19 protein-coding genes, 1 tRNA gene and 2 riboswitches are annotated in these 24344 nt (G+C 48.0%); of the genes, 6 read left to right on the top strand and 14 right to left on the bottom strand.

All coding sequences use genetic code 11. The features are described 5' to 3' along the window. A partial coding sequence (locus BMX44_RS12230; protein WP_218143964.1) for an HzsA-related protein occupies positions 1-2030 on the bottom strand: 2030 nt, incomplete at its 3' end. 397 nt (positions 2031-2427) lie between these two features. Then, positions 2428-2502, bottom strand: a riboswitch (cyclic di-GMP riboswitch). Positions 2503-2958: 456 nt separating this feature from the next. After that, the gene (gene smbP / locus BMX44_RS12225; RefSeq protein WP_090633465.1) at positions 2959-3348 is read right to left on the bottom strand and encodes a small metal-binding protein SmbP; all 390 of its coding nucleotides are present in this window, start codon (positions 3346-3348) and stop codon (positions 2959-2961) included. A 270-nt stretch (positions 3349-3618) separates the two neighbouring features. Here smbP and BMX44_RS12220 point away from each other — a divergent pair, with 270 nt between their 5' ends. Continuing rightward, entirely contained in the window at positions 3619-4512 is an 894-nt protein-coding gene (locus BMX44_RS12220; protein ID WP_090633463.1) for a TIGR01777 family oxidoreductase, read from the top strand. Between the two features lie 48 nt (positions 4513-4560). Here BMX44_RS12220 and BMX44_RS12215 read toward each other — a convergent pair whose 3' ends face one another. From BMX44_RS12215 to btuB, 4 genes are read right to left on the bottom strand one after another with little or no spacing between them, the layout of a single operon-like run. Then, positions 4561-6042, bottom strand: a complete 1482-nt coding sequence (locus tag BMX44_RS12215) for a cobyric acid synthase (protein WP_090633460.1) — start codon at positions 6040-6042, stop codon at positions 4561-4563. A 36-nt stretch (positions 6043-6078) separates the two neighbouring features. After that, a complete protein-coding gene (gene cobO / locus BMX44_RS12210; protein ID WP_090633458.1) occupies positions 6079-6693 on the bottom strand; it encodes a cob(I)yrinic acid a,c-diamide adenosyltransferase in 615 nt (204 codons plus the stop codon). A gap of 3 nt (positions 6694-6696) precedes the next feature. Continuing rightward, positions 6697-7296, bottom strand: a complete 600-nt coding sequence (locus tag BMX44_RS12205; protein ID WP_090633456.1) for a hypothetical protein — start codon at positions 7294-7296, stop codon at positions 6697-6699. Positions 7297-7318: 22 nt separating this feature from the next. Further along, positions 7319-9199 (bottom strand): TonB-dependent vitamin B12 receptor, encoded by a 1881-nt coding sequence (gene btuB, locus BMX44_RS12200; protein WP_090633454.1) that lies wholly within the window; start codon positions 9197-9199, stop codon positions 7319-7321. A 114-nt stretch (positions 9200-9313) separates the two neighbouring features. Continuing rightward, positions 9314-9566: riboswitch (cobalamin riboswitch) on the bottom strand. A 205-nt stretch (positions 9567-9771) separates the two neighbouring features. Between btuB and BMX44_RS12195 the strand changes: the two genes are divergently transcribed. The 4 genes from BMX44_RS12195 to ftsH all read left to right on the top strand — a co-directional run bounded on the left by BMX44_RS12195 (position 9772) and on the right by ftsH (position 15007). Further along, positions 9772-11073 (top strand): flavin-containing monooxygenase, encoded by a 1302-nt coding sequence (locus tag BMX44_RS12195; protein WP_177167751.1) that lies wholly within the window; start codon positions 9772-9774, stop codon positions 11071-11073. A 308-nt stretch (positions 11074-11381) separates the two neighbouring features. After that, the gene (locus tag BMX44_RS12190) at positions 11382-12167 is read left to right on the top strand and encodes an ankyrin repeat domain-containing protein (protein ID WP_090633451.1); all 786 of its coding nucleotides are present in this window, start codon (positions 11382-11384) and stop codon (positions 12165-12167) included. 79 nt (positions 12168-12246) lie between these two features. Next, a complete protein-coding gene (locus tag BMX44_RS12185) occupies positions 12247-12924 on the top strand; it encodes a tetratricopeptide repeat protein (protein ID WP_090633448.1) in 678 nt (225 codons plus the stop codon). A 256-nt stretch (positions 12925-13180) separates the two neighbouring features. Beyond that, positions 13181-15007, top strand: coding sequence for an ATP-dependent zinc metalloprotease FtsH (gene ftsH, locus BMX44_RS12180; RefSeq protein ID WP_090633446.1), 1827 nt, complete (start codon positions 13181-13183; stop codon positions 15005-15007). Positions 15008-15079: 72 nt separating this feature from the next. On the opposite strand, the gene BMX44_RS12175 is transcribed toward ftsH, so the two are convergent. From BMX44_RS12175 to queA, 8 genes are all read right to left on the bottom strand, one after another. Beyond that, complete coding sequence (locus BMX44_RS12175; RefSeq protein ID WP_090633444.1) at positions 15080-15814, bottom strand: DUF1499 domain-containing protein; 735 nt, start codon at positions 15812-15814, stop codon at positions 15080-15082. A gap of 17 nt (positions 15815-15831) precedes the next feature. Further along, a complete protein-coding gene (locus BMX44_RS12170) occupies positions 15832-17415 on the bottom strand; it encodes a bifunctional GNAT family N-acetyltransferase/carbon-nitrogen hydrolase family protein (protein ID WP_090633442.1) in 1584 nt (527 codons plus the stop codon). 5 nt (positions 17416-17420) lie between these two features. Continuing rightward, a complete protein-coding gene (locus BMX44_RS12165; protein WP_090633440.1) occupies positions 17421-18032 on the bottom strand; it encodes a DedA family protein in 612 nt (203 codons plus the stop codon). 42 nt (positions 18033-18074) lie between these two features. After that, positions 18075-19013: a protein translocase subunit SecF gene (secF, locus tag BMX44_RS12160; RefSeq protein ID WP_090633437.1), complete on the bottom strand. Its 939-nt coding sequence runs from the start codon at positions 19011-19013 to the stop codon at positions 18075-18077. Between the two features lie 43 nt (positions 19014-19056). Next, on the bottom strand, positions 19057-21198 hold the full coding sequence (gene secD, locus BMX44_RS12155) for a protein translocase subunit SecD (RefSeq protein ID WP_342708041.1): 2142 nt from the start codon (positions 21196-21198) through the stop codon (positions 19057-19059). 95 nt (positions 21199-21293) lie between these two features. Beyond that, positions 21294-21776: a preprotein translocase subunit YajC gene (gene yajC / locus BMX44_RS12150; protein WP_090633433.1), complete on the bottom strand. Its 483-nt coding sequence runs from the start codon at positions 21774-21776 to the stop codon at positions 21294-21296. Positions 21777-21837: 61 nt separating this feature from the next. Further along, positions 21838-22932, bottom strand: a complete 1095-nt coding sequence (gene tgt / locus BMX44_RS12145; RefSeq protein ID WP_090633429.1) for a tRNA guanosine(34) transglycosylase Tgt — start codon at positions 22930-22932, stop codon at positions 21838-21840. Then, complete coding sequence (gene queA / locus BMX44_RS12140) at positions 22929-23963, bottom strand: tRNA preQ1(34) S-adenosylmethionine ribosyltransferase-isomerase QueA (protein ID WP_090633427.1); 1035 nt, start codon at positions 23961-23963, stop codon at positions 22929-22931. Before queA ends, tgt begins: the two co-directional genes overlap by 4 nt. Positions 23964-24194: 231 nt before the next feature. On the opposite strand from queA, the gene BMX44_RS12135 reads away from it, so the two are divergent. Beyond that, a tRNA-Leu gene (locus BMX44_RS12135) sits at positions 24195-24281 on the top strand. The last annotated feature ends 63 nt before the right edge of the window (positions 24282-24344 follow it).

Here is a 24344-nt window from a genome sequence, read left to right as displayed (position 1 = left end):
CTGGAATGGACATGACAGCCATTGCAGGTTTTCTGTTCGCCAGGGCGCAGGCTTTGCCAGGTCTGGTCGGTATTGAGCGTGCGTCCATCGCAATCGATGCCTTGCATGAGGTATGGCATGTTGGCAGGCATTCGCACCAGAAAGCTGGTATCGGGATGGCCGCTGGCGTCAATTGCACGACTGCCGTCGGCATGACGGTTCAATACCGGAAATTCACCGAGAATCGTTACGCGTTCACCGGCTATATTGGCTATTTCGTAAACAGTATTTCTGTTGCGGTTGGGCATATTGCCGAGAATACGAACGCCGCACAGTTCTTCGTCGGTGTAGTCAATAGTGTCGGTGCCCTGGAGATTGAACTGATGTTCGCCGGTGAAATGAATGCCGTCCATGGGATGGGTCTCGCGATCGGTGACCGAAGCGGCGCCAAGCAGTCCGAAAGGTGTGCCGGTCTCCAGGCTTGGATGACTGGTGCGCACATCCGCTCTTTCGATGGTATCGGGATGATCGACACCATGAATATTGGCGTAGGGCACCACGGCGCGTCCCATGATTTCATGCCAGTCTTTTGAATCGACAACCATTTCCAGGTCACCCGGGTGCTGAGACGGAACCTGTGTGGCGCGATAGAGTCCGACATCGCACCCCGGCGTATCCATTTTCAGCGAGGTGACCAGGTTCATCGCTACACCGCTGCCTGAACCACTGGTTAAAGGTGGTGCAGTTTTGCCGAGTTCAGCATATATTGAATTATAGGCAACCGTACTGCATGCACCTTTACCCCATGCCATCATCAGGCCATTATTCGGTAATGCTGCAGGATGACCGAGTTTGCCGGCATAAGGCAACGGATCAGCGTAATTGGGATGGTTGACTTTCTGGGCTCCAAATCTGCCCATAGTATAAGATGGCATATCATCGCTATGCGCCCAGGCAGCGAAATTAATGGCATCACGAGGGGCATAGAGGTCAGCATGATTTGTGGCTTCATGTGGCCCTATACCTTCCTGCCCTTCGGGTTCCTGCATGACGCCGACAAGAAGCCCGAGTGCATTATTGTTCCCGCGGTAATAATCGGCGAACCAGATTCGTTCATCGGATGTCTGGGTGATAAAGTGCGCAGCCTTGTGGTCTGCGCCAAAGTAGCTTTTTGTATGATCACCGCTGTGTTGTCCGTAGATCGGGAAGTTTTTCGCACCATCGGGATCCTGTGCATAAATGTGGAACAGATTGTCGATTGTGGTGTGGCTGCCTGCACTATTATTTGTGTAACGAAACGGCAGGCCGCCGAATATCTGCCAGCTTGAGTAGGCCAGACGGCCATTTCTGAGCATAAACGGATGCTGTTCCTGTGATAGTGAATGGTGACTGGCCAGATCCGGATTTTTACCATCGATATCTACGGTCCATATCCGCGTGCCTTTTCTCGATTCGGTGGTGCCCCATACAACTGTACTGGTATGGTCGTCCCTGGTCGAAGTAAACGCGATGCGCTGATTGCTGATGAACGCAGGGCCTGAGTCGTATACGCCTGTGATAAACGGCATAACCTTTATTTGTTTGGTTGACAGGGTATAAAAGTGCAGATGTGCGCCCGTTGTAACCAGCCGTTTGTTTGGCAAATCGTAATATCCAAGGTTTTTGGGTTCTGCATCCGGATGTACAACTTGCGAATGGATTTGCTCTCGGTAATTGGTCAGGCTTCCGCGAAAAACGGAAAAAGCGATTGTGTTGCCGTCAAAAGAAACCGCCGCATCGAGCGCTGCACAAGCATTCGATTGTGTTGAAGTGGACGAACAGTCGAATATGACAGTTTCAACGCCGTTAGGATCGCGATAAACCAAATCGCAAGGGGCGCTGAAGTTCGAGAAAAAATTGGTGACATCCGGCAGCACGTCATAGATGTCGAGACCGGTCATGGTTCTGGTCACCGTTTGCGATTGACCATTGATGGTGACGTTGGCAGTCAGATCAAACGCATCCGATGTCCGTTCACAGCGGGAATAGACGATGGCCTCTTGAGCATACACATGAGGTAACTCCAGAACCGCGAATAATAAAAATAAAAATAAGTATTTGAATATTTTTTTGAATAAAAAATACCTATTCTTGAAATGGTTATAACGGCCAGCCTGCATTTGCATTAATTTCTCCTCGAAATGTTCCGGGCAAAAATAGGGCAAACCTATGAAAAAATCCGGGAGGAGAAAGCTAAGAAGGGTATGCGCAGATTCTCAATGCAAACGTAGAAGCATTAAAGATTTTACGGTTCAGCGTTGTGCTGGCTAAAAAAGTTTCCTCTACCTCTAGTCAAAGAGGTTAACCTACATTGCATTGCTGGCATTCTTTTACAGAACCAACTAGCGGCCGTAGCTATCCGTTTTTGCAGCTAACGCTTTTCCGATGTCTTCACTTTTGGTTTAGGTATCTGGCAGCCCCGCTGTCTGGTCAAGACCGGTAGCTTTGCGCCTCCACTTCCCAATGGATTTGCCTTTATCAGTGCCTTATTAAATAATATTTCCTGACTAAAGAATATTTGTATGAGACTTAACGGCTGTTTTGAATATATCTAAACCGAGAATAAAAGCACCTTTGTGCTCGTATTTTTATGATTGGTGAAAAATTTTAATATTCAGTAGCTTGCCAATTCATGGGCAAAAATTTTCGTTGGTACATTGCAGTGTTTTTTAATGCTGGCAGTGATAAATAAATGCTTCTTGTTAAGAGTAAGATATGGAGATGGCTGCGTAATATCGGTATGAATAAGTGAGCTGTTGGAAGAGATGAAATGAGCATCCATCTGTTCCTCAGACTGGAATCAAATGTTACATAACCGGACAGTTTTGTGCTGATGTTCAGCATAAAACTGTCCGGAAATTTTCAGTCATTAGATTTGGTGGGATAGCAGGGAGAGGCTATTTATGATGATTGTTTATTTAAAATTTTGTAATCAGTCATTTAGTGTTGATGTTCGGTAAATTGTCGCATAGCTTCTAGCGCAATGGATAAGTGCTCAATCGCAATGCGTGAGCGTCCATCATCAGCCTGATTGATCGCTTTGACAAGATGCTGAATTGCAGTGGTGATATGTACTCTGCCTTCAGTATTGTTTTGTTCAATCGCTACGATCTCAGCCTTTTTAACATATTTGAGGCTTTCTTTCGCATGCTCATGAATATGATGTGCGTGTGCTTTATGAGATTTTGCCGTTTTTGCATGATCGATAGCTTCCAGCATCCATCTTTTTCCACCATCGAAATCATCGTCTTTATAGTTTGAAGCATTAGCCAATGTATTGAAAAGTAATGAAAAAATTACTAGGATCAGATGTGCAGATAGAGAATTCATGATATATGGCCCTTATTGAATAAAATTGTCATGATGTGCTGTATTTGTTTTAAACTTTGCGCATATTTTGTCATAATGGCATTTATTTGAAGCATTCGATTGACAGCAAGTTCAAAACTTTCTCCTGTAAAGTAACAAAATTTTTACTTTATCGAGGAGAAGAAACTTAACTGCCACACCCTTTTTGTGATTGGGCTGGAAGGCCGATCTGACGTATCTTACCGTTTTATAGTAAGAGTTGTGAAAGACCATTTAAGAGAAGGATGTTATATGAATATTCTAATGACTGGCGGAACCGGGTTTATTGGTCAATCACTGTGTCCCGATCTGCTTTCTGATGGACATTCGGTTACTGTTTATAGCCGTTATCCCAATAAAGTCAAATCTATTTTTGGCGATCAGTTAGAGCAGATCAACTCGCTCAGAAATTTAAGGGAGGATGATCATTTTGATGCTATTTTTAATTTTGCAGGCGCTCCAATCTTTGCGCACAGATGGTCTGATGAACGCAAGCAAGTGCTTTTGGACAGTCGACTAAAAACTACCCGGCAACTGCTGGATTACATGGCGCGTGCGAAAGCAAAACCAAACGTCCTGTTAAGCGGTTCGGCGATTGGTTTTTATGGTGACCAGGGAGATGCGCTACTTGATGAATTTTCTGTCGGACGAGACGATTTCGGTCATCGTTTGTGCGCAGCCTGGGAACATGAAGCAGAAGCGGCAAAAGAACTGGGCGTTCGTGTCTGTTTTCTCCGCACTGGTTTGGTTATTGGTAAGCATGGCGGTTTTCTGGAGCAGATGATACAACCGTTCAAATGGGGCCTTGGTGGCAGAATTGGTTCCGGTAGTCAATGGATGTCCTGGATACATATGGATGACTATGTTGCCATGTGTCAAACATTGCTGAATAACAATACACTTGAGGGTATCTTCAATTTGACTGCACCTAATCCAGTCACTAATCGAGATTTTACCCATGCGCTTGCTACACAACTGAAAAGACCTGCATTATTGCCCATGCCGGAATTGGCTCTGAAATTAATGCTTGGAGAGAGGGCTGAGTTACTGCTGGGTAGTCAACGGGTCATACCCAAGCGTTTACAGGAAGCTGGATTTGATTTTAAATACCCGACGTTGGATGCTGCACTGGCTGATGTACTTTAACTGACGTCGGCTGCGTCCGGTCTCTTTGTATTGCCGTGCAATCGTGAATCAAGCAGACAAACTGTTTAAATGCAGTAACTGGTTTAGCTGGCGTATATCAAGATACTGATCAATACTATCAGCCAAACGGTTAATCGCAGCATCGCATATTGTACGATAATTCGGGGTTTGACTACAGCTTTCGAGTCCGGCCCAGTTAAGTAGCGCAGAGCAGGCATCAGATGATTCAAACAGGCCGTGAAGGTAGCCGCCCATGATCAGGCCGTCTTCACTCATTGCGCCATCGGTTCCCTGTAAGAAATAAGTCATGGGCTTGTATTTTTTATTAAATACGGATACACCGTTATGAATTTCATAACCTGTGACGGAGGTACCGGAACAAGCAAGTGTTCCCTCAACATTGCGCAATAACTTGTCCGGTCGTAAAGTCGTTTGCATGTCAAAAAACGCCAGTCCCTGGCTGCTGCCGGATTCGCCTTCAAGGCCTGCTGGATCTTGAATCAGCTTGCCCAGCATTTGGAATCCGCCGCAGATACCGATCAGTTTCCCACCATAACGGAGATGTCTGCGAATAGCCAGTACCCAACCTTGTTCACGTAACCAGTCAAGATCTGCACGCACACTTTTCGAGCCTGGCAGAATGATCAGGTCAGCAGCAGGAATTGCTTCACCAGGCCCGACAAACTGCATGTTTACCTTGGGGTGCAGCCGTAATGGATCAAAATCGGTATGGTTGCTGATTCGCGGTAACGCAGGAACAATTACCCGCAGGCATTTGTGTTCGACAGGTGCTATAAAATCGGGCGTGTGCGGAAGCGCATCTTCGGCCTCAAGATGTAATCCCTGTAAATAGGGAAGTACACCTAGCACGGGTTTGCCAGTATATTCTTCCAGCCAGTCCAGCCCGGGCTGCAGTAATGCCACGTCACCCCGGAACCGGTTGATGATGAATCCTTTTACCCGTGCTTTTTCGGATTCACTGAGCAAAGCCAGTGTGCCAACCAGATGCGCAAACACGCCACCACGATCGATATCTGCTATTAGAATTACCGGGCAATCCACAGCTTCGGCGAAACCCATATTGGCAATATCGTTGGCACGGAGATTGATTTCGGCAGGCGAACCCGCACCTTCAACGATAATTCTGTCATACTGGGCAGCGAGGCGCGTATGGGATTCAAGTACTGCACGCATCGCTATCGATTTATAGCGATGGAAGCTATGCGCATGCATATTGGATACAGCATGACCGTGAATAATCACTTGAGCACTTTTGTCTGTATTTGGTTTGAGCAACACCGGATTCATATCCGTATGCGGCGATAGACCCGCAGCGAAAGCCTGCACAGCTTGCGAGCGACCAATCTCGCCTCCGTCAATACTCACTACACTGTTGAGTGCCATGTTCTGCGGTTTGAAGGGCGCGACCCGTACTCCTTGACGTGACAGCCATCGGCACAGGGCGGTTACCAGCATACTTTTCCCGGCATCGGAAGTGGTGCCCTGAATCATGAGTGTTTGTGTGTTCATCAGAAATTATGGCGTAGTTGGGGTGTGTTGCGTTTGTTATAAATCTATGCCTTTTTGTGCGGTTATTCCAGACCGGAACGCATGTTTGATATCCCGCATTTCGGTTACTGTGTCGGCTGCTTCACAGAGTAGGTCAGGCGCACCTCGTCCAGTAATAACGACATGCTGCATAAACGGACGTTGTCGTAAGTCGTTTAACACCAGTTCCATATCCAGCCAGCCAAACTTGAGCGGATATGTCAATTCATCAATTATCACTAGATCGTATGTGGCATCGCGCAGCATGGTCTGTACGACAGACCAGCCTTTTCGCGCCGTTTCTGAATCGTGTTCAAGATTCTGCGTGTCCCAGGTGAAACCTTCACCGAGCACATGCCAGGTCACTTCAGCATGCTGCCGGAAAAACACCTCTTCACCTGTGTCCGACCGGCCTTTGATAAATTGTGCAACCCCTACACGCATACCGTGACCAAGTGCGCGCGCAGCCATACCAAATGCAGAGCTTGATTTGCCTTTGCCGTTGCCGGTCAGAATCAGCAACAGACCCTTCTCCTGGCCGGCGCGCGCAATGGAAGCATCTACAACCTGCTTTTGTCGCTGCATGCGCTGTCGATACCGGGCTGCCTTGTCGACAGCATTCGATCCTGCCATGTGTCAACCAACAGGCTGTTTGTGAGTGCCTGGCTGGCAATACAGCTGCACGAACAGTATATGTGCCGCTGTGGCAGTGCCGGTATAGATGACAAATGACTTAATGTACAATGGGAAATAAGTCATTGAGCGTACAATAAATTCAGTCCATGATGTATCGGCAAAACGATCTGAGAAAAAGTAAAAGCCGCCACTGGAGAGTAATTCACACAATGTAACCCCTGCTATCATGCTGAATGCCAGCGGTATCAGCGTTTGCCATGCAAACTGGTACTGACCTGCATACCAGCGACCCGCAAGCCATAAGGATGCATAGGCTGGCAGCAGAAAGCCATATGCCGGTGTCAGACAGAAAGCACTGGCGCCACCCCATGCGTATGCGGCAAAGTCGAGCCACCAGCTCAGCGCAAGAAATCCCAGCAGGGGCCATGCCGTTCTTAGATAAATACCAGCAATGAAAAACACAGCCCAGGAGGCTCCTGGCAGGTTATATGTGGTAGAAAAATGATAGTCGCGTGTGGCGAACATCAGTATCGCCAGTACCGATGCAATCATTAACTGGTGCCGGTTTGATAACGGTATTGAAGAAGAAATTGAAGTCATTGCTTTATTTTACTCCTTGTTGTTAAGGCTGGTATCGCAACATCGCGAAGAAATTGCGGCCTGGTTGATTGAAAAATGCGGCTGTTTCATAATGTTCGTTAAACAAATTCTCAATGCGTCCCTGAATCCGCCAGTGCTTGCTTAATTGGTATTCTGCGCGTAAGTCAAATTTGACATAGCTATCCAGTTTACGCGTATTTGCAAGATCGTCAAAACGCTCGCCTTCTGCCAGAAACATGGTGCCAACCAAATATTTGCCAAACTGACGATCTGCGTTGAGCCGAAAGGATTGTCTTGCCCGTCTGGGCAAAACGTTACCATAGTTTGAATCAGAAGAGCGATTTTCAGGGTCTAAAAAAGTAAGGTTACTGTTGAACATCCACCCTTTAATTTGTGTGTTAAAAACTGCTTCCAGGCCTCTTATACGTGCCTGATTGATATTATCGACTTCGAATGAGTCAGAATCAAATGCGATCAATTCATTAACACGGGTTTCGTATACATTAAGAGACCAATCGCCCCAGTCCATTCTGCCGCGCAGCCCGAATTCAAGGCTGCGTGATCGCTCAGGATTCAGATTGGGGTTACCTGAGATTGGGTAGTACAATTCATTAAATGTAGGCGCCTTGAACGCGGTGCCAAAGTTTGCCAACAGGCGTACTGAATCGGTAATTTTATAACCGGTTCCAACTCCACCGGTCAGGCGTGTTCCGAATTGTTCATTCACATCGACACGTCCAGATAGCTGACCGTCAAATGATGCGATACTTGCCTGATGCTGTGTAAAAACACCCCAGTTATTGCGTGAAGTGACGGTGAATGCTTCGGTACTGTCGACCCGGTCATTCTGATAATCCATGCCGATTGTCAGTATATGATCTTTATGCACGGTAAAATCGTTCAGAAGAGAAATGGTATCGCGCACAGTATTAAACCGTGATGTCAATATGCGGCCGTTAAAACTGTCAAGATAGTCCTTGCTCCGGCCAGCGATCAGATTGAACCGCCAGAATTCCAAAGGTGAAAATTTAAATGTCCCTCCAAAAACCTGTTGCTGTAATTCGGATTTGTTTGGAGACAGAAATCCCGGAAAAGGGTCGCTGGCATCGAACTGGGTTTTACCATCTGACTGCATGAAATTAAGACCGATTTCCATGCCGTTTTTGAAACGGTAGCCAGCGTTGGCCGATCCCGCAACATTCCGGTATCCATCCCGGTCGGGATCAGGATTGCCTGAGAAACAACCGGCAGTTGCCGATCCGGAACAGCTGTTAAAACCCTCGGTACCTCTGCCACTTGCTGTCAAATTGAACCAGCCCTGCTTGCTATTTCCTGACAGACCCACTGAACCATTTAGTGAGCCGTAACTGCCGCCACCGAAACTGAATGTTGGTTTTAAACCCGGTTTACCGTCACCTTTTCGGGTAAAAATCTGAATGACCCCGCCAATGGCTTCCGAACCATACAGGCTTGAACGTGGGCCGCGCACAATCTCAATGCGTTCAATTTGTTCAATTGGAATATTTTCAAAGGGTGTGGTGCCCGATGTTGCATTGCCGACCTTAATCCCATCGATCAACACGAGAATATGGTCAGTTTCGGTTCCGCGCATCTGCATAAATGTGCTTTTACCCGGGCCACCGTTATTGACGATATTTATTCCGGGAGTACCACGCAATAGGTCGTGCACGGAGCGTGCCTGCTGACGCACGATATCTTTACGGGTAATTACCGTCATTGATGCCAGAACCGCATCGGGTGTTTGGGCGGTTCGCGTTGCTGTTACAGTGACAGGTTCTTTCTGATGTGTTTGCACATGGCTGAAAGTCAAGCCGGTTGAGCTTGCAGCAATGTAATACAACAGTGCCGCCGTAATAAATACCCGGATTCTTCGTTTTAACATTTTTTCCTTCGCGCCGCCCGCGCGTTGTCGGTATAAATTAATAGCGAAGGAGAAGAAAACAGACTGCTCAGTTAACAGCGGGAAACAGGAATCTGAATATTGCCCTCCGCAATACGCTTGTATTTACTTCAGGCCGGTCTCCGGACTCATGAACGCAAATCACACCAGGTTTGCGCCTTCCCATGTGACAATTCAGCACAGTGACATTATGCAAACCAGAAAGAAAACCTGAAATGCGGGTTTTCTTCGTTCATCTACCGTTGCGGGGGCAGCGCTGGACTTGTTCTGTCGATAATTGAACGCACCAGCTTCCCGTTTAACCTTGTGTTAACTGTAGTAACAAGGCACCCGAGGCAAGGAAGCGAAGGCTACAGAAATGATAGTTTAATGTCAAGACTGTTGCTATATCAAACCGTTATTGATACACCTGAAAAATCAGTTTTTATAAAGAATGTACGGAAATCGTTATTTTTGCGTCCAATTATAAACTTTGATACAGTCGGCACTGTGTACCAACCATCGCTTTTAATCCTGTTGAATCGATGCAAGCAACCGTCAGGCATCGTTCTGCCATGAAACAAACCGTCGCGGTTATTGGCGCCGGCAGTTCCGGACTTGCCGCTGCGCGGCATTTTCTTGCGCATGGTTTTGAAGTACATGTATTTGAGCGCGAAGATGATCTGGGTGGTAACTGGAATTATGGAAAACCGTGTGCGCGTATTTATCGTACAACGCATACCATATCTTCAAAACCTGGAACAGAATTTCCCGATTTTCCGATGCCGCAGGAATTTCCGGACTATCCCCATCACACACTGGTTCTTGCGTATTTGCGCGGTTACGCGGAACATTTCGGTCTGATCGAGCATATTCATTTTTCAACAGGCGTACGTAAGGTCGCACCGGTCAATGAAAACGACGAACGTACCCGATGGCTCTTGACATTCGAACGCGGGCACAGCAGACGCTTCGATATTCTTGTCATTGCCAATGGACATAACTGGTATCCCAAATGGCCGGAGTATCCCGGCGTATTCTCGGGGCGCAAGTTGCACTCAGCAGAGTACCGTACACCGGATATATTCAGCGGCAGACGCGTACTGGTGGTTGGTGGTGGTAACAGCGGTTGCGATATTGCAGTGGAAGCCAGTCTGGTTGCAGAGCATGTCTGGCACAGCACGCGTCGGGGTTACTGGTACATGCCGAAATATTTATTGGGCCATCCCGCCGATCAGGTCGGCGATCTGATGCTTACACTCAGGCTGCCGTTATGGCTGCGGCGGTTGGCAGCGAGCATAATGTACCGGTTGCTGGTTGGCACGCCTGAAAAAACGGGATTGCCGCGCCCGGATCATCGTTTTTTTGAAACCCACCCAGTCATTAATTCGTTGCTGCCATATTATGTTGTACAGGGAGATATCACACCCAGACCCGATATTGCGCGATTTGATGGAAACACGGTTTATTTTGTAAATACTTCATCAGTTGAAGTTGATCTGATAGTATTTGCTACAGGTTATTTGATTCACATTCCATTTATTGACGAGCGTCATTTGAACTGGCAGAGTGGCCGGCCTAGACTGTTTCTCAATATTTTCCATCCGGCGTACGATTCGTTGTTTGTATCAGGATTGATACAACCCGATAGCGGCCAGTTCGGTCTAGTACACTGGCAGATGTTGCTGGCTGCACAATTCGCAGCTGCGGTACGCGACGGCCGGCAGGCAGCCGATCTGCTGCGACGTCAAAAAGCAGAATCGCAGCTCGATCTTGGCGGAGGTATCTGTTATAAGGATACAAGCCGCCATTACCTGGAAGTGGAACACTGGCGATACCGCCAGCTATTACAGAAATGGATCAAGCGGTTTCCATGAATTGGCATCAGCTTCTGCATTAGGCAGATAAACGGCAGTAAAAGCCACAAACATCAATCAATGTCAGCGTATGTTTTTTTTTGCGGGAGCAGGCAGCAAGCGCTACCAAGCTGATTTTCCCAAAGGCAACCGATTTACAGTTAAAAAAAAGCAAGACATAATCTAGAGAAAATATACACTTTGACAGGTTTTCAATTCAAGTCATTCATTCTTCTTTCTTTTAATTGGCAGCTGCTTTAATTTTGCAGTAAGCTAATGAATTTGATGATTAAATATTTGCAATGTGAAAAAAATTTAGGAGTACCTGTATGACTGATTTTAAGACACAAAAACCACAATATATACAACTGTTTAATTGGTTCTTTGGACTGTGCATCTGCTTTACATGCGCATGGGCGCAGGCACAGGCAGTTGAAACAAGTGACGAAGAATTAATCAACGCTGCTGCAAAAGGTAACGTGCCTTTGGTCAAACAAATGCTCGACGATGAACAGGACTTGTCTCAGGACACAATCAACAAAGCATTTTTTGCGGGTATACAAAAAGGAAGCAAACCAATTGTTCAGCGCCTGATTGAAAGAGGTGCTGACATAGAATACCGGGGTGACAACGGTTATACCGCATTAATTCAGGCTGCACGGGACGGCCGAAATCATTTGGTCGAACTGCTGTTACCATTGGGTGCGGCTGTCAATGCCACGGCCACTGATACGGGAGAAACGGCTTTGATACTGGCTGCCAAAAGAGACCGCAGGGAGGTTATGCAACAATTACTGGCTGCCAATGCTGATTTGAATGTGCAGCGAGACAGCGATGGCATGACAGCGCTGATGCTGGCCGCTCGCGGCGGACATCAGCAGGCAACGCATATGTTGCTCGAGGCCGGGGCCAATGTTGATTTTCAGCTGGAGAACGGAGCTACGGCATTGATGCTGGCAGCGCAGCATGGTCATCTCGGCGTAATCTATGTATTATTGGCGGCCAATGCGGACGTGAATATCAAAGCAGAGAACGGCGCCACGGCCCTGACACTGGCAAATGTTTACCGCCATGGCGAAGCAGCAGAAATGCTTAAAAAAGCTGGTGCCCGATGAAATATTTTTTTAAAAAACCTATTCTTGATTTTTTGTTCAAGAATTGATTAACAACCATAGTAGTAAAGGATATATCAAAATGAAAATTAAGACTGTTTTATTACTTGTTGCACCGTTGATTGCATTGCCTGGTTGTGGAGGCGAATCATCAGGTGATAAATCAGCCGGCGATTCAGCGACTCAGACAATGACCGAGGTGACAGCAGCGGATGAGTTACCGTCTTTTCTAAGTGAGGGGTTGTCAGAGGAGGAAATAAACGAACTTAGAGAACAGATACTGCCTGGCAGTACTGAAGACGGCAAAACACCGGGTGAAAAATTTCAGGAACTGCTTGAAAAGGCAAAAGCGGGTGATCCTGTTGCACAAAACGGTCTCGGCGTTATGTACTATACTGGTGAAGCGGTTTCCAAAACGGTAACCGGACAGGTACTGGATAATGATGCAGAACTGGCTGCAGGCTGGTTTTATCGTTCCGCAGAACAGGGATATGCTGATGCGCAGTTTAATCTTGGCTTACTGTATGCAAATGGCGAAGGCGTAGAGCAGGATATGCAACAAGCGGTTGAGTTGTTCAAGCAGGCAGCTGAGCAAGGTCATGTTGACGCACAAAATAATCTGGGTGCGATGTATTATGTAGGCGAAGGCGTTATCCGCGACGAAGAAATAGCGATTGAATGGTTCGAAAAGGCAGCTGCTCAGGGAAACGAGGAAGCAAAAGAAAATCTTGAAGCTATCATGGCCGCAAGATCACAGTAACATTCCTCTTTGTGAAATAAAATCCTCAGCCTGTTGATCGCTAACGAGCAATGAATATTTACGACGGTTCAGAGCAATTTATTTAGTCTAACGGTGGTTTTTACGCGCGAACCTGGTATTTTCTTTGGAAATCGTGCAGCTACAACTACCGATCATAAAGAGTAAAAGTGAAATAAACGCTGTGTAATACATGTTCTGGCGCTTTCCTGCATAAAATGCTTGATTATGATGTTTTTCGAAACCGATCTGGATCTTCATGGACAAAAAAGAACAAATCAATTTCTGGTATGTTGTTGCTGCAGTGCTCGGTGTACTGTTCCTTCAAAGCCTGTATAGTCAGTACACACAGATCGAACCGATTCCGTACAGCCGTTTTCAACATCTACTTGAACAGGGCCAGATTGAAAAGATCTCGATCACCGACCAGCATCTATACGGCTCCCTTAAAACACGACATGCAGACGGTTTCAAGGAGTTTGTCACTACGCGGGTAGAACCGGAATTTGCCGAAGAGCTGGAAAAATATCATGTTGAGTACAGCGGTATTGTAAAAAGCACCTGGATACGCGATATCCTGTCCTGGTTGTTGCCAATGGCAATTTTTATCGGAATCTGGCTGTTTATCATCCGCCGTATGGGTGGTGGTGTCAGTGAAGGTATGATGTCGATCGGTAAAAGCCGCGCCAAGGTGTTTGTCGAGAAGGAAACAAAAGTAACATTTGCCGATGTTGCGGGTGTTGATGAGGCCAAGGAAGAACTGGTTGAAATCATCAATTTTCTGAAAGATCCTTCTGGCTACGGGCGCCTGGGCGGACGTGCGCCAAAGGGCATTTTGCTGGTGGGGCCGCCCGGTACCGGCAAAACCCTGCTGGCGCGAGCTGTGGCTGGGGAGGCAGGCGTACCTTTTTTCTCCATTTCCGGTTCCGAGTTTGTCGAAATGTTTGTCGGAGTGGGTGCGGCACGAGTTCGTGACTTGTTTGAACAGGCACGCCAGATGGCGCCCGCGATCATTTTCATTGACGAACTTGATGCACTGGGCCGTGCCCGTGGCGCTTACGGTCTTGGTGGCGGACATGATGAAAAAGAACAAACGTTGAATCAGCTGCTGGCAGAGCTTGATGGCTTTGATCCTACCAGCGGTATCGTGCTGTTGGGCGCTACCAATCGTCCAGAGATTCTTGATCCGGCGCTGCTGCGCGCTGGACGGTTCGATCGCCAGGTGCTGGTTGATAGGCCAGACAAACTGGGTCGTGAACAAATACTTGCGGTTCATATCCGGAAAGTGATGCTGGATATCGATGTGCAAATCGATCAAATTGCGGCTTTGACACCCGGATTCACAGGCGCGGATCTGGCCAATCTGATCAATGAAGCTGCACTGCTTGCTACACGGCGGAACGCGACCTCGGTCACGATGGATGATTTTAACAATGCCATAGAACGTATTGTTGCAGGTCTTGAAAAACGTAACCGGTTACTAAACCCTAATGAAAGACGGGTAGTGGCGTTTCATGAACTCGGTCATGCCATGGTTGCGCTGGCACTGCCAAACACCGACGAGGTGCATAAAATTTCTATCATTCCACGCGGTATCGGGGCCCTTGGTTACACTATCCAGCGACCGACAGAGGACCGCTTTTTGATGACCCGGGTTGAACTACAGAACAAAATGGCAGTTTTGCTTGGGGGGAGGGCTGCCGAGCAGATTGTCTTTAAGGAGATATCGACAGGTGCCGCTGATGATCTGGCGCGTGCAACAGATGTTGCACGCGCTATGGTTTTGCGCTACGGCATGAGTGATGCGTTGGGACATGTGGCCTATGACCGGGAGCAATCCGCCTTTTTGCAACCGAACATACCCATGCCGCAGACACGTACATACAGTGAAGAAACGGCCAACCGTGTTGACGCAACGGTACGAGAGTTGATTGACCATGCATTGGAACGTGCTGTTAATATACTGGAGACCAACAGAGCCTTGCTGGATCAGACAGCTGAAGATTTATTAAAAACTGAAACACTTAACCAGCCAGAGATTGAAGCGTTAAAACGGAAGATACAGAAAAAAGAGGGAGAATGGTAACAGGGGTTTTGTCTGATGGCTGGCGCATACGCCTGGATGACGAGAGTGAAGTGGGGATGATTGCTGATTTATCTAGTTGTTTAATTCCTTTAAGTCATTAATGAAATCATGTATACGCGCTGCATTTGCTCCGAGATCGCTGACTCCAACACGCGAAACTGAGCGCATGTCCACTTGTGTAAATTCTCCGTTACGTTGTACTCGTATGATTATATCGTCTTTAAACGCCATGACGGGCGTGGTGGCGGTTGCTTCGATGATACCCTGATCAGCAGAAGCAGTTGCAATATTCCAGCCATGAGATTTGACTAATTGCAGGGCCTGTTCAAATACAACAGACACAGGTCGGTCGAGCTGCAGTGGTTTCAGGTCGGGATAGCCTGATTGTTGTAGCTGGGCAAGATTGTCCGGTGTCAGACGATCCAGCGGGTTATCGGTGGCTTTGCGTAACGACGGTATAGCTTTAAACCGCGGCGGATTATTGAGGTCTGTGCTGATATCATGAATGCGAGGCAGGTCTGATGCGGCCAGCATTGTAAACACTGTTGGCATGGCCACGATAAAGCCCGACAATGAACCGGTTAAGGATGAAAGAGCGCTTCTTCGTCGATACATGGCGATAAATAGTCCGACAATACCCAGAAGAGCAGCTATTAGCCCAGAGAGGGCTGATATTGCCAGTCCGGGTAGCGCAATCTGAAAGCCGACAGCCTCCATACGGTGGAGAATAACAGCCGCGGCTGCAAGTAATCCTGAGAAAAGCGCCAGCCAGGTGCTGAATTTGCCAAGATTTATGTGTTTGAGCATATGTTTAAGGTCAGAAATTACTTGCCGCGCCAATGCACGGAATACAGATCGTGGCGTCTGTCCTTGAGATTCTGTACTGTACCTGCATTGCGTGCAGTACGTAACGAATCCGGACGCACATCGGCCAGTGCTATTGTTTCAACATTCGGGGTTGTATCCGCAGCAATTCCATCCCGGGAGAATGGAAAATCACATGGCGTCAGGATACAACTTTGCGCATACTGGACATCCATGTTTGCCACATTTGGCAAGTTGCCCACGTTGCCTGACATCACTACATAGACCTGATTTTCCACAGCGCGCGCCTGGCTACAATAGCGCACGCGCAGATATCCCAGTCGTTCCGCGGTACAGAACGGTACAAAAATCAGAAAGACGCCCTGGTCGACAAGATGTCGCGCCAGTTCCGGAAATTCGGCATCGTAGCAAATCAATACGCCAATCGAGCCGCAATCCGTTTCAATGGCTTTCAACGTGCTTCCGCCCTCAATATTCCACCAGTATACTTCGTCGGGTGTCGGGTGAATTTTCGGTTGCTGGTGGATGGAGCCATCACGCAAAAATATATATGAAATATTTTCAACACGACCGGACGGCATGTGCGTCGGATGCGTACCCGCTATGATGTTTATATTGTAGCGTAATGCCATATCGCGCATCGCTTTGGTAAAACGTTCGGTGTATTTTGTCAGTGCCGCAATCGATTCTGCCGGAGACAGACGTTGATCTTCAATCGAGAGTAACTGCAGTGTGAACAGTTCGGGGAAAACCACGAAGTCGCCATTATAATCTGCAATAACGTCGACAAAATACTCAATAAAGCTGATAAATTCGTCAAACGAGCTTACTTTTCGCATCATGTACTGTACAGTGCCAATGCGAACCGTTTCCTGCATGCGGCCACCGAAGTTTTTGTGGCGTTTGATCTCTGATTCTTCCGGTACGCCAGGATTGTACCAGATCAGGTGTACGCCATAGCCTAGTGAATCCCGATCTTCAGGCAAATAATCTTTGATGACGCCGAGAACTTCGAAGTTATTGTGTAACTGGAACGAAAGTACCGGATCGCGCAGAGTTTTTTGTACAATTTGCTGCACGTATGATTCGATATCTGGGTAGCGTCTGGCTCTTTTGGCGTAACTGGGCAGTCTGCCTGCAAAAATGATGCCTTTTAGGCCGAGATCCTGGCAGAGCTGTTTGCGGGTATTATAAAACCGCTGGCCAATCCGATAGCCGCGGAAATTTGGATCTACACAGACTTCCATTCCGTACAGATATTCGCCATCCGGATTATGCCGCGAGGCATAGCCATTACCGGTGATTTCAACCCAGGTATGCGGCCGCAGCGCGATCTTTCCCGAAATTCTGAAACTGGCGCAATAGCCAACCAGTTCTTCATCATAAACGGCTACGAGCTGGCCTTCGGAAAAACGGTTTATCTGGCCGTTCAATGCACCTTCAGTATAGGCTGGAATATTGGTGTTCTGGTATACCCGCGCAACGAGTTCAGCCAGTGCGGGTACATCTTTTAGGGTCGCATTACGTACTGTCAGACGGCCGGATTTTTTATTGATTTTTGATCCAGGATTTGCGGATTTCATGACCGTTACGAATGTGGGCGGTTCGATCTGCGCTGCCGTTGCCAGTATATGACAACGCCGAGGGTACAAGCGATAAACAGCATAATCATGATATCGCGCAGGTAATCTTTAATCAGTGCTTCGTTCTCGCCTATAAAAAAACCGAGCAGTGTCAGTATGATTACCCAGATGCCGGCGCCAAGACTGGTGTAAAAGCAAAATATCGGCAAATGCATGCGTGCCAGGCCAGCCGGTATTGAGATATACTGGCGGACCATTGGAATCAGGCGGCCGGTAAAAGTGGAGATATGCCCATGGCGCTGAAAAAAAATCTCCATTTTTTGGAGATGCGCCTCGTTAAACATGACATACTTGCCGTAATGCAGTAAGAATGGCCGACCAAGCCATACTGCCAGATAGTAGTTGACGAGCGCGCCAATGAGGCTACCGGCAATTCCGCATAAAATAACAGCCAGGATCTGCATATCACCTTTTGAGGCAAGGTATCCGGCCGGGATCATGATGACCTCACTCGGAAAAGGTACAAAACTCGATTCAAGCAGCATCAGGATAAATATCCCTGGATAGCCAAGGCTGCCGACGGTGTTGACAATCCATTCAATTATTTCTGCAATCAATCTGGTCAATCCTGTTCAGATAATAAACGAAACATTTCAGCGTCATACTACGGCACCGTCATTTTCCGGTTTCTTTTCTTCCGGTTGCAGCAGGTCCTCACGTTTGACACCGAAAAGGATTAAAATCGAACTGGCAACCATGATAGAGGAATAGATGCCAAACCAAATACCTATGGTTAACGCCAGTGCGAAATAATACAAAACTTCGCCACCGAATAACAGCATGGAGATGATCACCATTTGCGTGCTGCCGTGCGTCATGATTGTGCGTGCCATGGTTCGCGTAATGGCATTGTTGATGACATCTTTGACTGGTACTTTCCGCAGTTTGCGGAAGTTTTCACGTATGCGGTCAAAAATGACTACGGATTCATTGACGGAATAACCCAGTACCGCGAGTACCGCTGCCAGTACGGTCAGTGAAAATTCCCACTGGAAGAATGCAAAGAAACCCAGAATGATGATGACATCGTGCAGGTTGGCGATAATTCCTGCAATACCGAATTTCCATTCAAAACGAACTGCGAGATAGGCCACGATGCCGAGCGAAACAAATAACAGGGCCAGCGCTCCATTCTCCAGCAGTTCCTGACCGACTTGCGGTCCGACAAATTCAACGCGGCGCATTTCAACCGTACTGTCAGCCTCGCGCAATGCATCCAGCACTGTTTCCGACAGTTGCGCACTGGAGTATTCTGGAATCACCGGTAGACGAATCATTACATCACGAGAAGTACCGAAATTCTGCACAGTCACGTCCGTCATATCCATGCCCGCAAGTATTTCTCTGATTCTATTCAAATCGGCTGTCTGTTCGTAACTGACTTCAAGTACCGTTCCACCTGTAAAATCAACGCCAAAATTTAATCCTCTGGTCGCGATAAAAAATACGGACAGAATGAATGTCGTGATAGAGATCACCGCCGCAACGCGCCGCCAGCTCATAAATGGGATGTCGCGGCTGAATCTGAAAAATTCCATTGATTATTCCTTTAAAAAACCTGTTTGAATCACGTTTTGCGGGTTATTTTTTCTTGCCTTTGCGGGTTGTCTGCTTTCGTTTTCCCCGTACCCGCGTCGATTTTTGGGGCTGGTTATCGGTTGCTTCCGGTTTGTTTTCACTTGCTGCAGACGATTGAGATTCCTCCGGTATCGCTTCGGTTTCAGATGAGGAGCCCGTTTCAGTGTCTTTTCCTGCCCTATTTCCTGTCACCGGTTCAGCTTTGGCAGCAGCTGATTTGTTGTTTTGTGCCTGTGGCGAGGCTGTGGATTCAGTTGCTGCAACAACAGATTCTTGCGGAAAAGCGTATTTGAACTGCTTCCTGGTGTTATCAGTTTTGGGAATCCAGATCTTGCCGATGGGGACAACTTCCAGTTTGCGGCGGCTGCCGTACATATAGTTGACCATGCCACGCGATACAAAGATTGCAGTAAACACGGATGTCAGGATGCCGAGACAAAGCACTACCGCGAATCCTTTTACCGGTCCGGAACCGAAAGCAAACAGTGCGATGCCGGCTATCAACGTTGTGATATTCGAGTCGAGAATCGTTCCGGTGGCACGTTCGTATCCGGCACTTATCGCAAGCTGCGGCGAGACACCGGCACGCAACTCATCGCGTATTCGTTCATTAATCAGTACATTGGCATCGATAGCCATACCAACGGTCAACGCCAGCGCGGCCATACCGGGAAGTGTCAGGGTGGCCTGCAGAATGGACAACAGGCCGACCAGTAACAGCAGATTAAGACTCAGCGCCAGTACAGAAATGACACCGAATGCCATGTAATACACCATAATGAAGATAGCAACTGCCACAAAGCCGTAAAGCGTTGAATTAAATCCTCTGGCAATATTGTCTGCTCCGAGGCTCGGACCGACGGTACGTTCCTCAATAATATCCATGGGAGCGGCCAATGCACCGGCGCGCAGCAGCAGCGAGACATCGCGCGCTTCCATCGTTGTCATACGGCCGCTGATCTGTACCCGTCCGCCACCGATTTCTTCGCGAATAACGGGAGCGGTGACGACTTCAGCCTGGTTGCGTTCGATTAACAGGATCGCCATACGTCTGCCGACATTTTCTCGCGTCAGTTTTTTGAAGATCTGCGCTCCGTTGTTATCCAGCCGAATATGGACGGCTGGCTGATTGTCCTCATTGAAGCCGGGCTGTGCATCGGTAATGCGGTCACCGGTCAGCAATACCTGTTTTTTGACCAATATGGGGCCACTGCCGCGCTCTTCGTAAAGTTCGGTACCAAATGGAATACGTCCCTGTAACGCTGCATCGAGATCGCGTTCCTCATCGACCATGCGTATTTCCAGTGTGGCTGTTCGACCCAGGATTTCTTTCGCCTTGGCGGTATCCTGAACACCCGGCAACTGCACAATGACGCGGTCAGCGCCTGCTTTCTGAATAATCGGTTCGGCAACACCCAGTTCATTGACACGATTTCGAAGCGTCGTAATATTCTGCTGTACAGTAGAGTCCTGCATCTGGATCATCGCTTCCGGCCTGATAGAGGCAGTCAGATTAAAACGATTGTTCGTCTGTTCCTCTTTAAATAGCAAGTCTTCGTAGGTCGTTCGCAATTCATCAAGTGCCTGTGATCGCGATTCGGCGTCGCGAAACTTGACTGTTAATGTGTCGCCCAGTCTTTCAACGCCGGCATAAGAAATTCTTTTTTCGCGTAAAGTCGAACGGATATCGTTGCTGTGCCGGTCAAGCGTTTTGCTGACAGCGCCTTCCATATCGACCTCGAGCATGAAATGAACGCCGCCGCGCAGGTCGAGACCGAGATACATTGGCAGTGCCCCCAGTTCGGTCAGCCACTGGGGTGAATTGGGCAGCAGATTGAGCGCGATCATATAGTCGTCACCCAGCGTCGATTGGAGTAGATCCTTGGCTTTGATTTGTGTGTCGGTATCTTCAAAGCGTACCTTGATACTGCCTTCTTCCAGAAAAAGTCCGTTGCTATCAATGCCGGCATTGGCCAGGGTGGTCTCAACCCGTTGCAGCAGACCAGTGTCTGCCTGGGTTGCCATTCTCAATGGTGAAATTTGTACAGCGGGAGATTCGCCAAAGAAATTTGGCAGGGTATAGAGCAGTCCGAGCAACAAGGAAACCGCAATAATCAGGTATTTCCAAAGCGGGTAGCGGTTCATGAGTATTCAGTTTGTGTGTGTTGTTATATATCGAAAGAGGCTGTTCAGCAGGCCATGACCTGTTGGTCAGATAGCCCGGTCAGATTGAAAAAAGGTTAATTTTTGTCGCCCGGCTTGGATGTATCCTCGTTACTGCCCTCAGGCGCGTTATCCGGTGAATCGGTGGCATCGTCCGTTTTTTTGGTTTCCGCATTTGTCGCTGCGGGTGAGGCCTTAACTGATTTTTTTGCTGGTTTGCCGCCTTTGGAGGGTTCGATACTCTTTAACGTACCTTTTGGCAATAGCGTCTGGATGGAGGATTTCAGCACAATGACTTCAAGACTGGGCGCTATTTCAACGACGACATAGCTTTCACTGACATTAAGTATTAAACCCAATATGCCGCCATTGGTGATAACTTCATCGCCTCTTTGCAGGTTTTCAACCATCTGCTTGTGTTCTTTGGCGCGTTTCGCCTGTGGACGAATAAGCAGCAGCCAGAAAATAACAAAAATACCTATCAACAAAATGAGGTTTGCCCAGCCTGCTTCTGTCTGTCCGGATTCGGCCGCCTGCGCGTATGCTTCACTAATCAGCATGATATTTCTCCAGGTTAACGGTTAATCAAAAAAGTGCACATATTAGCATGATGCAGGCTTATCACTGAAATTCCCGAGCAAATTTTTCTACAAATTCACCGAATTGCGCCTGCTCGATCGCGGTGCGTATTTCTGTCATGAGATGCTGATAATAAAACAGATTATGAACCGTGTTCAGGTGGGCGCCGAGCATTTCGTTGATACGCTGAAGATGGTGCAGATAGGCGCGGGTGAAATTACGGCAGGTATAACATGCGCACTGGTCGTCCGGAGGCGCGGTGTCCAGCCGGTAACGGCTGTTGCGCAGCTTGATAATGCCATTACGGGTATATAACCAGCCGTTACGCGCGTTGCGCGTGGGCAGCACGCAATCGAACATGTCGATGCCTTGCGCAACCGCATGCACGATATCGGCTGGTGTGCCAACGCCCATCAGGTAACGTGGTTTATCTGCAGGTAAGAGTGGCGCGGTATGTTCCAGAATACGCCGCATATCGGCTTTGGGCTCGCCAACCGATAAACCGCCAACGGCGTAGCCGTCGAAACCGATCGATACCAGACCCGCCAGTGAACGATCGCGCAGACTTTCGTACATGCCGCCCTGCACGATGCCGAATAAAGCATTGGTATTGCCTTCGTGCGCCCGTCTGGAACGTTCGGCCCAGCGCAGACTGAGTTCCATTGAATCTTTTGTGGCGGTTTCATCTGCCGGATACGGCGTACATTCATCGAATATCATCACAATATCCGAATTAAGAATACGTTGAATACGCATGGATTCCTCAGGTGTTAAAAAACAGCGGTCACCGTTTACCGGCGAGCTGAACTTTACGCCTTGCTCGGTGATTTTGCGCAAATCTCCAAGACTGTAGACCTGGAATCCACCGGAATCCGTCAGAATCGGCCCGTTCCAGTGCATAAAACCGTGCAATCCGCCATGTGCAGCAATGACTTCCAGTCCCGGACGCAGCCACAGATGAAATGTGTTACCCAGAATGATTTGGGCATGAATGTTTTGCAGCATTTCGGGAGATATGCCCTTGACCGCACCATAAGTGCCTACGGGCATAAATGCTGGCGTTTCAACCTGTCCATGCGCTAGTGTCAGCGTTCCCCGGCGTGCTGCCTGATCAGTTCCTTTCAGATTGAATTTCATGGTTTTCTCTCGATCAGCATTGCGTCGCCGTAACTGAAAAAACGATATTGTTGTTTAATCGCATGCTGGTAGGCGTTGCGTATGTTGCTCATACCGCCGAATGCGCTGACCAGCATAATCAGGGTGGATCGCGGCAAATGAAAATTGGTCAACAAACGATCTGCTACCTGAAAACGATAACCTGGTGTAATAAAAATATCGGTTTCGCCAGAGCCTGCAGTCACCTGACCGTGATATTGTGCAGCAGAAGCTTCGAGCGCCCGTAATGATGTCGTGCCGACTGCCAGAATACGACCGCCATTTTTTTTTGCATGACCGATTGCATCAGCCGTTTGTTGAGGAATATGAAACAGTTCGCTGTGCATGGTATGGTCGGTAATCGTTTCAACGCGCACCGGTTGAAACGTGCCAGCACCAACATGCAGGGTTACATACGTGATCATGACGCCTTTTGCCCGCAGCAGGTTCAGTATATTTTCGTCAAAATGCAGGCCGGCGGTCGGTGCTGCGACTGCACCTGCATTTTTGGCATATACTGTCTGATAACGTGATTCATCTGCAGAGGAAGCCGAACGGCTGATATAGGGTGGTAACGGTAGTTGGCCGAAGCGTTCCAGCAATTCATAAATGGATTGCGGGTGATCGAAACGTAACGTATAGAACGCATTTTCCCGATCTAAAACCGTGACAGGAATCTCGTCGGCCAGAAACAGCTGACTATTTGGTCTGGGTGCATGGCTGGCCCGTATTGCAGCTTGCACATGATGCTCGTCGAGCACACGTTCCACCAGAATCTCGATTTTACCGCCGCTACTTTTTCTTCCAAACAATCTGGCCTTGATGACACGTGTGTCGTTGAACACGGCGACATCTCCTGATCGCAGATATTCGGGCAGGCAGGAAAACTGTAAATCGCGTATTTGGCCGCTGGTGCTGTCCAGATGCAACAATCGGCTGCTGGCACGTTGTTGGGCTGGATGCTGAGCGATAAGTTCTGGCGGCAGATCGAAATCAAACTCCCGTATATTCATTTAATTGGCAGATCAGCGCCGATAAAAAATCGTCGGGGTATGTTGCTTATTGAACGTACTGAAAATGTGTGATTCTGCATTCTATACATTGAGGCGAAGACAGGGCTCGAATTTATCGGAAATGCGCAATTATATACTGAAGGTCGTATTTTTACCGGCGCGGCTTGCTGAAGCGGGTAATTTCAGTAATAATTGCCATCTTTTGCTGCTGCAAAAAAATAGCTGGCACATGCCGAGGTGGCGGAATTGGTAGACGCACTGGATTCAAAATCCAGCGATGGTGACATCATGGGGGTTCGATTCCCCCCTTCGGCACCAGTAAATATAAGGGTTTCATAATTTATTGGTTTTTCATTTGCTCCGCAAAAACTGATTTGATCC

The organism is Nitrosomonas marina, from assembly GCF_900110145.1.
GTDB lineage: Bacteria > Pseudomonadota > Gammaproteobacteria > Burkholderiales > Nitrosomonadaceae > Nitrosomonas > Nitrosomonas marina.
This window is presented reverse-complemented; position numbering and strand designations above follow the sequence as displayed.